The sequence below is a fragment of the Saccharopolyspora ipomoeae genome (assembly GCF_029952525.1).
GTDB lineage: Bacteria > Actinomycetota > Actinomycetes > Mycobacteriales > Pseudonocardiaceae > Saccharopolyspora > Saccharopolyspora ipomoeae.
Window position 1 is genome coordinate 102,923 of sequence record NZ_JASAOF010000016.1, and the last position, 13,299, is coordinate 116,221.

10 protein-coding genes are annotated in these 13,299 nt (G+C 70.3%); 5 read left to right on the forward strand and 5 right to left on the reverse strand.

Annotated elements, in window-relative coordinates:
• The first annotated feature begins 667 nt into the window (after window positions 1-667).
• Genes QFW96_RS22015 through QFW96_RS22030 form a run of 4 tightly spaced genes read left to right on the forward strand, consistent with a single transcriptional unit; the run spans window position 668 to window position 3,902 of the window.
• Window positions 668-1,867, forward strand: coding sequence for an ATP-binding protein (locus QFW96_RS22015; RefSeq protein ID WP_281457592.1), 1,200 nt, complete (start codon window positions 668-670; stop codon window positions 1,865-1,867).
• Complete coding sequence (locus QFW96_RS22020) at window positions 1,864-2,265, forward strand: roadblock/LC7 domain-containing protein (protein ID WP_281457593.1); 402 nt, start codon at window positions 1,864-1,866, stop codon at window positions 2,263-2,265. The genes QFW96_RS22015 and QFW96_RS22020 overlap by 4 nt, the downstream gene beginning before the upstream one ends.
• Window positions 2,262-2,612: a DUF742 domain-containing protein gene (locus tag QFW96_RS22025; RefSeq protein WP_281457594.1), complete on the forward strand. Its 351-nt coding sequence runs from the start codon at window positions 2,262-2,264 to the stop codon at window positions 2,610-2,612. The genes QFW96_RS22020 and QFW96_RS22025 overlap by 4 nt, the downstream gene beginning before the upstream one ends.
• A 9-nt stretch (window positions 2,613-2,621) precedes the next feature.
• Window positions 2,622-3,902 (forward strand): cytochrome P450, encoded by a 1,281-nt coding sequence (locus QFW96_RS22030; protein ID WP_281457595.1) that lies wholly within the window; start codon window positions 2,622-2,624, stop codon window positions 3,900-3,902.
• Between the two features lies 1 nt (window position 3,903).
• Here the strand turns inward: QFW96_RS22030 and QFW96_RS22035 are convergent, their stop codons facing one another.
• The 3 genes from QFW96_RS22035 to leuS all read right to left on the reverse strand — a co-directional run bounded on the left by QFW96_RS22035 (window position 3,904) and on the right by leuS (window position 10,101).
• Window positions 3,904-4,851, reverse strand: coding sequence for a hypothetical protein (locus tag QFW96_RS22035; RefSeq protein ID WP_281457596.1), 948 nt, complete (start codon window positions 4,849-4,851; stop codon window positions 3,904-3,906).
• Window positions 4,852-4,948: 97 nt separating this feature from the next.
• The gene (locus QFW96_RS22040; protein WP_281457597.1) at window positions 4,949-6,922 is read right to left on the reverse strand and encodes an acyl-CoA dehydrogenase family protein; all 1,974 of its coding nucleotides are present in this window, start codon (window positions 6,920-6,922) and stop codon (window positions 4,949-4,951) included.
• Window positions 6,923-7,215: 293 nt separating this feature from the next.
• A complete protein-coding gene (gene leuS / locus QFW96_RS22045) occupies window positions 7,216-10,101 on the reverse strand; it encodes a leucine--tRNA ligase (protein WP_281457598.1) in 2,886 nt (961 codons plus the stop codon).
• Between the two features lie 278 nt (window positions 10,102-10,379).
• On the opposite strand from leuS, the gene QFW96_RS22050 reads away from it, so the two are divergent.
• On the forward strand, window positions 10,380-10,781 hold the full coding sequence (locus QFW96_RS22050) for an SdpI family protein (protein WP_281457599.1): 402 nt from the start codon (window positions 10,380-10,382) through the stop codon (window positions 10,779-10,781).
• A 265-nt stretch (window positions 10,782-11,046) separates the two neighbouring features.
• On the opposite strand, the gene QFW96_RS22055 is transcribed toward QFW96_RS22050, so the two are convergent.
• Both QFW96_RS22055 and QFW96_RS22060 read right to left on the reverse strand, forming a co-directional pair.
• Complete coding sequence (locus tag QFW96_RS22055; protein ID WP_281457600.1) at window positions 11,047-11,619, reverse strand: YqgE/AlgH family protein; 573 nt, start codon at window positions 11,617-11,619, stop codon at window positions 11,047-11,049.
• A gap of 181 nt (window positions 11,620-11,800) precedes the next feature.
• Window positions 11,801-13,285 (reverse strand): CCA tRNA nucleotidyltransferase, encoded by a 1,485-nt coding sequence (locus tag QFW96_RS22060; RefSeq protein ID WP_281457601.1) that lies wholly within the window; start codon window positions 13,283-13,285, stop codon window positions 11,801-11,803.
• Window positions 13,286-13,299 lie beyond the last annotated feature (14 nt).

Genomic DNA, 13,299 nt, shown 5'->3' on the forward strand with positions numbered 1-13,299 from the left:
CATTTTCATCAGTCCGATGTGGAGAGACTAGCGACGCGCCCCCGAAACCCCGCAGCGGCTCCGGCGGCTCTCCGGCCGCGCGGCATCGTCCCGTCGTTCCCGGGTTGCGGAGGGGGACGGTTTTTCCTCGAATCACCCGTGATCAATGTCCGTTTCGCCCGGACAGTTCGAGGAAAAACCGTCCGCTGGAGAGGCGCGGCGCAGCGCGGAACCACCGCATGATCGTTTTCGGGTGATCGAAATTCGGGGGATTGTAGCCGTTCGGCAGGCTGTTCCGCGGAGGTTCATCAGATCGGGAAAACAGGGGCGATGGGGTTGTGTTCGCGGCGAGGAATTCGGTTGCGCCGGTTCGCGGATTTCCGTCGTTCGGCGGAGCGGGAGGGCACCTGGGCGGCGTTGTCACAGAGCGCATCCGAATGGCGATCGGGAACGCCTCCCAGATCACGCGAGTGTCGCAATGGCACGCTACCTAGGCCACATCTTCGCTGGTCATACCGCCCATCTCGTCACGATCAGTGTTTGATTGCGCGGTAAATCGCTTTCGATCGTCGCCCCAACAGCGTGGTAACTTCGTCGTTCCCGGTGCTTTCGAATTCATTCACGCACGCTAACGACGGAGCACTCCCCAGTGGACGTGGCATTGTGGGTTGCCCTCGCGGCAATCGTAGTGATTCTGCTCGCCTTCCTGGTTTCCCTGCAGCGCCTCAAGTTCCAGATCCGGCTGCGCGATGAGGAAGCGCACCACTTGGTCACGCGGCGACTCCCGGCGCTGATGGACGCCGAGCGCGGCCTGCCCATCGACGTGCCCGGGCCGCTGCGCCCCAACCTCGCCGACACCGCCTTCCAGCACGAGCTGCAGACCGTCATCGGCCAGTTCGCGGGCTTCGCCGACGAGACCCGGCAGCGCGCCGACCGCGCCGCCAAGGCCACGCTGATCTCCACCATGCGCGGCGTGCAGAGCCTCGCCAACGAGCAGCAGCTGGCCATCACCGAGATGCAGCACGAGCACGACGACCCGGGCGTGCTCGCCGGGCTGATGAAGATCGACCACGCCAACTCGCAGCTCGTGCGGCGCGCTCAGGCCACCGCCGTGCTGTGCGGAACGTGGCCCGGCCGGCAGCGCTCCGCCGCGCCGGTGCTCGACGTGGTGCGCGGGGCGACCTCCCGCATCCGCGACTACCTGCGGATCGAGGCGCACGCCGAGAGCGAGCTCGCCGTGTCCAGCCGCGCCGTCGAACCCGTCGTGCTCGCGCTCGCCGAGCTGCTCGACAACGCGGCCCGCTACTCGCAGCCCGCCACCCAGGTCCAGGTGCACTTCCAGCCCGCGCACAACGGGCTGTCCATCGTCGTCGACGACGCCGGTGTCGGCATGAGCCCCGAATCCCGGGAACGCGCGAAAGCGCTGCTCACCGGCCGGGAAGTCGTCGACATCAACAAGCTCGGCGACCCGCCGCAGATCGGGTTCGCGCTCGCCGGGGTGCTCGCCGCGCGGTACGGGTTCAAGGTCTTCGTGGAAGCCGCCTCGCCCTACGGGGGCATGCGCGCGGTGCTGTTCCTGCCCAACGAGCTGCTCACCAAGACCGAAACACCCGCTCCCGCAACGGCGATGAACGAACCGGCCGCGAACGAACCGGTCGGGCAGCAGGAGACCAGCAGCGGACTGCCCAAGCGGCAGCGCCGCAGCAGCACGACCGTGCCGACCCGGTCCCGTGACCAGGGGAACCGACCTGACCAGGGGAATTGGGCCGAGCAGGGGAACTGGGGAAGGGGCAAGCCATCGGTGATGGGGGCGTGGCAACGCGGCAGCCTCACCGGTCGCGGGTCCGAGGACAAACCGGCCGACGAAGAGGGAACGACCGCATCATGAACCGACAACACGACCTGGGGTGGATGCTCGACGAGGCGCTGCGGATCCCGGAGGCCAGGCACGCGATCCTGCTGTCCTCCGACGGGCTGCTCATGGCCCACTCCGCGGACATCACCTCCGACGAAGCCGAGCGGCACGCCGCGGCCATGTCCGGCCTGCAGTCGCTGGCCCGCGCCAACGCCGCGTTCTGCGGCTCGACCGAGAAGTCGTGGCAGCAGACCATCACCGAGTACGACCACGGCTTCGTCTTCCTCGTCGCCGCGGGCCCGCGCGCCTACGTCGCCGCCTCCGCAGGTCACGGCGTGGACGTGGAGAGCATGACCCACCGGTTGATGGAGCTCGTCCAGCGGCTCGGGAAGGAACTCAGCGCCGGTCAGCGCGTCGGTGAGTTCGCGTGAAGCGCCGCGAGAGCGCGTTGGTCCGACCGCACGTCGTCACCGGCGGCCGAGCCCGACCGTCGCGCAACACCTTCGAGATGGACACCCAGATCTTCGCGGTCCGCCAGGCCTCGCCCGGCACCGCCGGACCCGAGATGCGGCGCGTGCTGGGGCTGTGCCGGGAGCGGCCGATGTCGGTCGCCGAGCTGTCCGCGCACCTCGCGCTACCGCTCAGCGTGACGAAGGTGCTGCTCGGAGACCTGCTGGACGGCGGCCACATCGTGACGCGCAGCGCCCAGCGCGACCTCGAAGCACCGCGGCTGGAACTGCTGCAGGGCGTCCTCGACGGGCTCCGCGCCGGCCTGTAGGGAGCACTCGTGACCGACGACCGAACCCGGCTGCACGCACCGGAATTCGCCGCCGACCCGCAGACCGCCTACCGGCGGCTGCGGGAGGCGGGGCCGACCGCACCGGTGGAGATCGCGCCGGACGTGCCCGCGACGCTGGTGCTCGGCTACGCCGAAGCCCTGCAGGTGCTGCGCGATCCGGCGAACTTCCCGAAGGACCCGAGGTCCTGGCAGCGCACCGTGCCGCAGAGCTGCCCGGTGCTGCCGCTGATGACCTACCGGCCGAACTGCCTGTTCACCGACGGTGCCACGCACACCCGGTTGCGCGGCGCCGTGACCGACGCGCTCGCCCGCGTCGACACCCGGGAACTGCGCACCAACCTGGAGGAGACGGCCGACGCGCTCATCGACCGGTTCGCCGCCGACGGCAGGGCCGACCTCGTCGAGCAGTACGCACGGGTGCTGCCGCTGCTGATGGTGACCCGCATCTGCGGGGCACCGCCGGTGATCTCGGAGAAGATCGTCTCCGGCGCGCTGGCGCTTTTCGACGGGGTGGACAGCGGGCGGGGGATCGGTGAGGCGGTCGCCGAGCTCGTCGCCGCGAAGCGGGGCAAACCCGGCCCCGACGTGGTGTCCTGGCTGCTCGCGCACCAGGCCGGGCTCTCCGACGAGGAGGCGGTGCACCAGGTGGCGCTGCTGTGCGGGGTGGGCAGCGAACCGCTGCAGAACCTGATCGCGAACACGCTGCGGCTGCTGCTGGTCGACGAGCGGTTCGCCGGTGATCTCTCCGGTGGGAGCCTGCCGGTGGGCGACGCGCTCGACGAGGTGCTGTGGACCGATCCGCCGATCGCCAACCACGGCGCCGTCTTCCCGCCCCGGGAGGTGCAGGTCGGCGGCAACCCGGTGCCCGCGGACCAGCCGCTGCTGATCAGCTTCGCGGGCGCGAACACCGATCCCGCGGTGGATTCCCCCGGGAGAGCGGGGAATCGGGCGCACGTCGCGTTCGGCGCGGGCAGGCACGCGTGCCCGACACCCGCGCAGCGCATCGCGCGGATGACGGGCACCGCGGCCGTCGAACGCGTCCTGGACCGGTTGCCGGACCTGGAACCTGCGGTGCCCGCCGACGGGCTGGAGTGGAAACCCGGCCCGTTCCACCGGTCCCTGACCTCGCTTCCGGTGACGTTCCCGCCACCGCCCCAGCAGATCCGGCCGTGGCTCGGCTCGCCGACACCGGTCGTGCGACGGGAACCGGGCCCCTACCAACCCGCGGGGCGCTGGGGAGCGTTCGTCCGCTGGCTGCGCGGGGGCTGACCTACAGCGAGCCGACCTTCGCCTGGTGCAGCTTCTTCACGACGTTGAGCGCGTCCGGGTACTGCCCGGAGCCGGATTCGTGCAGCACGTAGGCGGTTCCGCCGAGGTCGTCGATGCCCTCGGACATGCTCGGCGAGCGGAAGCAGTGCGTCGCCGGGATGTCGATGTCGGTGGCGCCCTTGGTGGTGACGTAGAGGTTGCTGCGCACGTCGCGGGACAGCGAGGTGCTGTAGACGAACTTGTCGCCGGTGACCATCAGGCCCTGGGTGCCCTTCGGGACCTCGTAGGACTTGCCGGTGGTGAGGTCTCCGTTCTCGGCGACGCTGTAGGCGTACATCTTCTCGCGGCCCTCGCGGCTGTACTTGCCCGCGTAGACGGTGTTCCCGTCGCCGGCCAGGAACGACGCGCCGTAGACCTCGCGGGCCTCGCCGGTCTGCTTGAGGTACGGGCTGCCCTCGGCCTTCAGCGCGTCGGCGATCCGGGAGAGCTCGTACTTGCGGATCGTGTAGTGGCCCTCGGAGTTGTTGCGGCCGGTCACGAACGCCCAGCCGCGGGCGATCGCGATGCCGCTGGCGTGGGTCTCGGCGATCTCGACGTCGCCGACGGTCTTGCCGGTGGCCGGGTCGACGCCGTAGATCTTGGCGTTCGAACCGTCCTTCCCGTACGCGGTGACCAGCAGCAGGCCGTGGCCCGCGCCGTCCCAGTCGTTCCAGGCGGCCAGGCCCTGCGGCGTGTGCTCGGGGATGCCCGGGATGTCCGGGCCCGCGCTGAACTTCTCGTCGTAGGTGTAGCCCGCCGAAGGCCCGCCGTAGAAGGAGGCGTCCTCGCCGCTGGAGTCGGAATCGCAGGTGATCGCCGCGCTCTCGGCGGCCGACCCCGTCACCGGAACCCCCAGCAGCAAGGCACCGCTCACCGCGGCCACGACGCTCTTCCGGACCAGCGCTCTCATCGTTTCTCCCTCAGTGGTGCTCAACGCGGACACGGTTGAGACGCAGCGGATCCGATTCGGTTCCCTCCGCTTCGAACACCACCGGGGAAAAATCGCGTCAGGGGAGCGGGTTCGCCCTGTCGTGGGCGATCTGCGCGCCCTGGCGTGCGGATTCGGCCCCGGTCGCGATGGGGGCCGTGAGCCACTGGCGGGGCATGCCGAAGGCCTCGACGAGGTCGACCGCGTGCGGGCGGAGTTCGCCGCAGAGCGTGTTGATCGCCTGGGTGATGGCCTTGGCGCGGCGCGGGCTGATGCGCTCGTGCTCCAGGAACCAGGCCTTGTCCTCCTCGACGATCGACAGCGCGTAGAGGTCGCAGAGCTTGTCGAGGAGTTCGGCGTTGCGCGGGTCCCGGCACCGGTCGACGGCGGCGACGAACGCGTCCAGCACCAGCCGGTCGATGTGCACCCGCGCGGCGCGCAGCACGTGGTCCTGGGCGTTGTTGAACACGTCGAAGGCGTTGTCCTTGTTGGCCTTCCGCAGCCGGCGGCCGAGACCGTCGAGCACGTGCTCCTCGCGGTCCTGGAACGCCTTGAGCTGCCAGCCGCGGTCGAGGATGTCGTCCTTGTTCGAGGCGTCGATGATCCGCTGCACGATCGAGTGCGCGGCGGAGCGCTCGATGACCGCGCCGACGAACTGGTCGGCGACGAACTTCGCCAGGCCCAGCGTGCCGATCCCGTCGAACTGGTCCTTGTAGTTGGTCAGCAGGCCCTTGGCGACCAGCTGCAGCAGGACCGTGTTGTCGCCCTCGAACGTGGTGAACACGTCGGTGTCGGCCTTCAGCCCCGCCAGCTGGTTCTCGGTGAGGTAGCCCGCTCCGCCGCAGGCCTCGCGGCAGGTCTGGATGGTGTGCGTGGCGTGCCAGGTGGTGACCGCCTTGAGCCCGGCGGCGCGGGACTCCAGCTCGCGCTGGGCCCGCTCGTCACCGCCGCGCTGCACCTCGTCGAGGGCCTGCACCAGCTCCTCCTGGGCGAAGTGCAGGGCGAACGACTTCGCCAGCGCGGGGAGGAGTTTCCGCTGGTGCGCCAGGTAGTCGAGGACCACGACCTCCTCGTCGCCGCCCGGCCGGTCGAACTGGCGGCGCGCGTCGGCGTACCGCAGCGCGATCTCCAGGGCCAGCTTGGCCGCGGAGCCCGCGGTGCCCGCCACCGAGATCCGGCCGCGGATCAGCGTGCCGAGCATCGTGAAGAACCGCTTGCCCTCGCTGTCGATCGGGCTGCTGTAGGTGCCGTCCTCGGCGACGTCGCCGTAGCGGTTGAGCAGGTTCTCCCGCGGCACCCGCACCCGGTCGAAGTAGAGGCGGCCGTTGTCGACGCCGTTGAGCCCGGCCTTGCGCCCGCAGTCCTCGATCCGCACGCCCTCGCAGGGGTTCCCGGCCTCGTCCCGGATCGGGACCAGCAGCGCGTGCACGCCGTGGCTCTTGGCCCCGGTGTTGCCATTGCCGCCGGTGATGAGCTGGGCGAACACCACCGCCATCCGGCCGTCGCGGGCGGCGTTGCCGATGTACTCCTTGCGCGCCGCCTCGTGCGGGGTGTGGACGGCGAACTCCTGGGTCGTCTCGTCGTAGGTGGCGGTGGTGCGCAGCCGCTGCACGTCGGAACCGTGACCGGTCTCGGTCATCGCGAAGCAGCCCGGCAGCTCGACGCTCATGATGTCGCGCAGGTAGCGCTCGTGGTGGCGCTCGGTGCCGAGCGCGACGACGGCGCCGCCGAACAGACCCCACTGCACGCCGGACTTGACCATCAGCGACAGGTTCCCGGCCAGCAGCTCCAGCGAGACGACCGATCCGCCCTGGTCACCGCCGCCGCCCTGGGCGACGGGGAACCCGAGCTCGGGGACGCCGGACTTGGCCAGCAGCCGCAGCTGCTCCAGCGTCCGCGCCCGGTGGCTCTCGGTGTCGAGGTCGTCGGCGTTGGCGAGGTCGTTCTCGCGCAGCGACGCGCGGACCTTCTCGCGCACCGACGCCCACCGCCCGTCCAGCAGGGCGCGCAGCTCAGCGGCGTCGAAAGCGGGCCCCGCCGCGGCGGAACCCACGTCAGCGGACCTCGTTTCAGCGGGCCTCGTGTCAGCAGGCTGGGTCATCTCGCGGCCTCCAGGTTCTCCGTCCGACGCCGCCCACCGTAGTTACCGACGGGTAACCCCGCCATGCGACGAACCTCACCACGCACCGTAATACCGGACACCCCGCACCGGACCCGGCACACGCCCGAGGCCGAACACCGCAGTTCCCAGCCGCGTCGTTCGACCCGAGGACGTCCGGAACGCCGAGAACCCCGGTTCTCGTGCGACGAGAGCCGGGGTTCTGGACGTGCGGGGTGCCGGGTGGGTCAGGCGACGATGTTGACCAGGCGGTTGGGGACGACGATGACCTTGCGGGGATCCTTGCCGTCCAGGGCCGCGGCGATCTTGTCGTCGGCCAGGGCCGCGGACTTGACCGCGTCCTGGTCGGCGGACGCCGGGACCTGGATGCGGGAGCGGACCTTGCCGTTGACCTGGATCGGGTACTCGATCGAGTCCTCCACCAGGTACTGCTCGTCGGCGACCGGGAACGGGCCGTGGGCCAGGCTCTCGGCGTGGCCCAGGCGGGTCCACAGCTCCTCCGCCAGGTGCGGCGTCAGCGGAGCCACCATCAGCACCAGCGGTTCCACCACCGAGCGCGGCGTGCCCGCGGCCGCCGAGTAGACCTTGGTGATCCGGTTGTTGAACTCGATCAGCTTCGCCACCGCGGTGTTGAACCGCAGCTCCGCGAAGTCCTCCCGGACGCCCGCGATCGTCTTGTGCAGGGCGCGCAGCATCTCGGTGTCCGGCTCGTCGTCGGTCACCCGCAGCTCACCGGTGCTCTCGTCGACGACGTTGCGCCACAACCGCTGCAGGAACCGGTGCGAGCCGACGACGTCCTTGGTCACCCATGGGCGCGAGGCCTCCAGCGGGCCCATCGACATCTCGTACAGCCGCAGCGTGTCCACGCCGTAGGCGTCGGCCATCTCGTCCGGCGACACCGAGTTCTTCAGGCTCTTGCCCATCTTCCCGTACTCGCGGGAGACCTCTTCGCCCTGGTAGAAGAACTTCCCGTCCTTCTCGTCGACCTCTTCGGCCGGGACGTAGACGCCGCGCGCGTCGGTGAAGGCGTACGCCTGGATGTAGCCCTGGTTGTACAGCCGCCGGTACGGCTCCTCCGAGGACACGAAACCCAGGTCGAACAGGATCTTGTGCCAGAACCGCGAGTACAGCAGGTGCAGCACCGCGTGCTCCACGCCGCCGACGTACAGGTCCACGCCGCCCGGGTCGTTGCCGCCGTGCACCTGCGGGTTCTTGCCCATCCAGTACTGCTCGTTGGCCGGGTCGACGAACCGCTCGGAGTTGTCCGGGTCGATGTAGCGCAGCTGGTACCAGCAGGAACCCGCCCACTGCGGCATGACGTTGGTGTCGCGCTCGTAGTGCTTGAGCCCGTCGCCCAGGTCCAGCTCGACGTTGCGCCACGCCTCGGCCTTCGCCAGCGGCGGCTCCGGGCGGGAGTCGGCGTCCTCCGGGTCGAAGGTGCGCGGCGAGTAGTCCTCGACCTCCGGCAGCTCGACCGGCAGCCGGTCCTCCGGCACGCCGCGCGGCACGCCGTCGTCGCCGTAGACGATCGGGAACGGCTCGCCCCAGTAGCGCTGGCGGGCGAACAGCCAGTCGCGCAGCTTGTACTGGACCGTGCCGCGGCCGTGGCCGTGCTCCTCCAGCCAGGCGATGACGGTCTTCTTGGCGTCGGCGATGTCCAGGCCGTTCAGGCTCAGGCCGGTGGACTCGGACGCGGAGTTGATGGCCGGTCCGTCACCGGTGTAGGCGTCGCCGTCGAACCCGTCGGCCGGCTGCACCGTCCGGATGATCGGCAGCCCCAGCACGGTGGCGAAGTCCCAGTCGCGCTGGTCCTGGCCGGGGACGGCCATGATCGCGCCGGTGCCGTAGCCCATCAGCACGTAGTCGGCGATGAAGATCGGGATGCGGGCGCCGTTGACCGGGTTGGTCGCGTGCGCGCCGGTGAAGACGCCGGTCTTCTCCTTGTTCTCCTGCCGGTCCAGGTCGGACTTCATCGAGGCGGCCCGCCGGTAGGCGGCCACGGCGTCCGCCGGGGTGGCCGCGCCACCGGTCCAGCGCTCGTCCGCGTCGTCCGGCCAGGAGGCGGTGACCAGCTCGTCGACCAGCGGGTGCTCCGGCGCCAGGACCATGTAGGTCGCGCCGAACAGGGTGTCCGGACGGGTCGTGAAGACCTCGACGGAACGGCCGGAGTCGCCGACCGGGAACACCACGTTGGCGCCCTGCGAGCGGCCGATCCAGTTCCGCTGCATCGTCTTGACCTTGTCCGGCCAGTCCAACCGGTCCAGGTCGTCGACCAGGCGGTCCGCGTAGGCGGTGATCCGCATCATCCACTGCTTCAGGTTGCGGCGGAACACCGGGAAGTTGCCGCGCTCGGTCAGCCCGTCCGCGGTCACCTCCTCGTTGGCCACCACGGTGCCCAGGCCCGGCGCCCAGTTGACCGGCGCCTCGGACAAGTAGGCCAGCCGGTACGGGTCGACGATCTCGCGGCGCTCGGCCTCGGACAGCTCCGCCCACGGGCGGCCGTCCGGGGTGGCGCGGTCACCGGAGGCGAACTCGGCCTCCAGCTCGCTGATCCGCCGCGCGCGGCCCCGGCCGCCGTCGGCGTCCGGGTCGTACCAGGCGTTGAAGATCTGCAGGAAGATCCACTGCGTCCACCGGTAGAACTCGATGTCGGTGGTGGCGATGCGGCGGCGCTCGTCGTGCCCCAGGCCCAGCCGGCGGATCTGGCCCAGGAAGCGCTCGATGTTGGCCTCGGTCGTGGTGCGCGGGTGCGTGCCCGTCTGCACCGCGTACTGCTCGGCGGGCAGGCCGAACGAGTCGAAGCCCATCGTGTGCAGCACGTTGCGGCCCTGCATCCGGTGGTAGCGGGCGTAGACGTCGCTGCCGATGTAGCCCAGCGGGTGACCGACGTGCAGACCGGAACCGGACGGGTACGGGAACATGTCCTGGACGAACAGCTTGTCCGCGGGCACCTCGCCATCGGCCAGCGAGCCCGCGGGGTTCGGCGCGTGGAACGTGCCGCGCTCGGTCCACTCCCGCTGCCAGCGCTGCTCGATCTCGGTCGCGGTGCCCGCCGTGTAGCGGTGCGCCGGCACCTCTTCGGTCGAAGTGGCCTCGTTGGGCTGGCCAGTCATGTCGTTTGCGTCCTTCCCTGCTCCGCCGGAACGCGCGCGTTCGTGCGCCCTAGTGTGCCGCCCCCGGAAAACGGAAAACCCCCCAGCCCTGCTCGGGCATGAGGGGTCGCCGCGCTGAACCGTCTCATCGGCTCAACGCGGCCTCGCAAGAAGCAGCTGCGCGTTCATGGGTCCAGAGTAGCGGACCAGGCAAAACGGTTTCCGCTCGGCGTGTGGGACAGCGCACCCGGAGCCGGTGTCCGGCCGATCTCCGCCGGGCGGAGGTTTAGGCTGCGGGGGTGCTCGCTGTTCAGGTGATCCTTTGCGCGGTTCTGATCCTCGGCGGAGCGGCCCTGCTGCTGCTCGGGTTCCGGGGCCTTCGGGGTTCGCTGCCCCTCAACACCTACGTCGGCGTGCGGACACCCGCCGCGATGCGCAGCGAGGAGGCCTTCGAGCTCGCCAACCGGGCCGCCGGTCCGGCGCTGCTGGCCGGCGGCGGGATCGCCGTGCTGGCCGGGGCGTCGCTGCCCGCGCTGGCGAGCGGCTTCAGCGTCGGGATGGTCGCGGTGCTCGGCCTCGTCGGCGCCTTCGCCCTGATGACCGTCGGCGGGGTTGTGGGCAACCGGGCCGCGGAGACGGTCCCGGCACCCGCTCCGGCCGGTGGCTGTGGAGGCTGCGCGGGCGGCTGCTGCAGCGCCTGACCAGCGCGAACGCACTTCTCCCCAAGTTCTCCACAGGCAGTTCTCCACAGGCTGTGGAGAACTAGAGGCGCGTCAACCATGCGGCGGAGCCGCATTCTCTTCCACCACCCAAGGCACTGGCACCGCCGCGGGTTCTGAGCGCCTTCGTGGCGAGTACGCCGTGACGCCGCGTATTGGCATACATCAGGAGCGGCGCACGGAGTCCACGAAGGCGCTCAGGTTCCGCCACCCGCACCGCCAAGCAACGCAACCACTGGAACCAGTCTCAGTTGAGCTTGACGTCGCCCGGGTGCGTGGCGAGGAACGCGAGCGGTGGGCCCTGCCTGCGAAGGACTCTCGACCAGAGCTCGTCGTCGGGGTCGGCGATGACGTCGTCGGGCAGCGCCGGGACGACCAGCCAGTCGCCGCGCTCGATCTCCCCGGCCAGCTGGCCCGCGTCCCACCCCGAGTAGCCGGCGAAGAACCGCAGCCCGCGCGCCCGGGGCGCCAGCGCCTCCGGGTCGCCGTCCAGGTCGACCATCCCGACGGGTCCGCGCACGCCGACCACGCCGTCGACCGCCGCGACGTCCTCGCCCGCGCGCAACGTCGCCAGGCAGATCGCGGTGCGCTGCTCGACCGGTCCGCCCACGAACAGCGACTGGGGGAGCGTCGCGTGATCGCCCCACTTCGGGAGCACGTCGTGCACGGCGACCTCGCTGGGCCGGTTGAGCACGACCCCGAGGGTGCCCTCCGAGCGGTGGTGGATGACGTAGACGACGGTTCGCCGGAAGTTCTTGTCCATCAGCTGCGGAGCAGCGACCAGCAGCGTCCCCGGCTCCACCCCAGCATCTGGGCTCACAGCGTCTGGGCCCACAGCGTCTGATCCCACCTCCGCATGATCTCACCGGATCACCGGAGCTGACCCCGTCCTCGCGCAACAAGATGGGCGGAAAACCGGGAGAAGATACGAATGAGTGGTGACCAGTGAGCATTACTCCTCACCAATCACCACTCAGTAGTAATAGCGAACTTGCTCCAGGTCACTGACCTGCGTTTTCGATGCCCTGCTCGCGGGCCCAGCGGTGCAGTTCCGCGATCGCTTCCTCGCGCGACATGGGTCCGCGGTCCAGCCGGAGCTCCTTGAGGTGCTTCCACGCCCGCCCCACGACCGGCCCCGGATCGACGCCGAGCAGCTGCATGATCTCGTTGCCGTCGAGGTCCGGGCGGACCTTCGCCAGGTCCTCCTCGGCCGCGATCCGGTCGATCCGCTCCTCCAGGTCGTCGTAGGCGCGCTGCAGCGCGTTGGCCTTGCGCTTGTTGCGGGTCGTGCAGTCGGCGCGCACCAGCTTGTGCAGCCGGGTCAGCAGCGGGCCCGCGTCGTTGACGTAGCGGCGCACCGCCGAGTCCGTCCACTGCCCGTCGCTGTAGCCGTGGAACCGCAGGTGCAGGAACACCAGGTCCGAGACCTGGTTGATGACGTCCTTCGGGTAGCGCAGCGCGCGCAGCCGCTTGCGGGTCATCTTCGCCCCGACCACCTCGTGGTGGTGGAAGCTCACCCCGCCGCCGGGCTCGAAGCGCCGGGTCGCGGGCTTGCCGATGTCGTGCAGCAGCGCGGCCAGCCGCAGCACCAGGTCCGGCTCGGCGTCCGGATCGGCGGCCCGCTCCAGGTCGATGGCCTGGTCCAGCACCGTCAGCGAGTGGCTGTAGACGTCCTTGTGCTGGTGGTGCTCGTCGATCTCCAGCTTCATCGCGGGCACCTCGGGCAGCACGTGCTCGGCCAGCCCGGAGTCCACCAGCAGCTCCACGCCCCGCCGCGGGAACTCGCCGCACAGCAGCTTCGACAGCTCCACCTGCACGCGCTCCGGCGTGATCCGGGCGATCTCGGCGGACATGGCGGTCATCGCCTCGACCACGCGGTCGCTGGGGGTGAAGCCGAGCTGGGCGACGAAGCGGGCCGCGCGCAGCATCCGCAGCGGGTCGTCGGCGAAGGAGTCCTCCGGCGCGGCCGGGGTGTCCAGCCGCCGCTCGACCAGGTCGGTCATGCCGCCGTGCAGGTCGACGAAGGTGCGCGCGGGCAGCTCGATGGCCATCGCGTTGACGGTGAAGTCGCGGCGCACCAGGTCGCCGGAGATGGAGTCGCCGAAGGCCACCTCGGGGTTGCGCCCGACGCGGTCGTAGCTGTCGGCGCGGAAGGTGGTGATCTCCACCGTCGTGCCGTGCCGGAAGGCGCCGAGCGTGCCGAACTGGATGCCGGTGTCCCAGATCGTCTCCGCCCACCCGGTCAGCAGCTCGCGGACCCGCTCGGGGTGGGCGTCGGTGGTGAAGTCCAGGTCCGTGCCCAGGCGTCCCAGCAGCGCGTCCCGCACGCTGCCGCCCACCAGGTAGAGCCGGTGACCGGCGGCGGCGAAGCGCTCACCCAGCTCCTCGGCGACCGGTGCGACCTTGATCAGCTCGACGACCGCGTTGCGCTGGGCGTCGAGCTCGGAGGAGGTCTGAGGGGTACCGGGTTGCTGCTTGGTGGACACGATTCACCAGGGTA

Coding starts and splice junctions, on each gene's coding strand:
- QFW96_RS22035 (WP_281457596.1), bottom strand. CDS start 4,851: ATGAGAGCGCTGGTCCGGAAGAGCGTCGTGGCCGCGGTGAGCGGTGCC.
- leuS (WP_281457598.1), bottom strand. CDS start 10,101: ATGACTGGCCAGCCCAACGAGGCCACTTCGACCGAAGAGGTGCCGGCG.
- QFW96_RS22020 (WP_281457593.1), top strand. CDS start 1,864: ATGAACCGACAACACGACCTGGGGTGGATGCTCGACGAGGCGCTGCGG.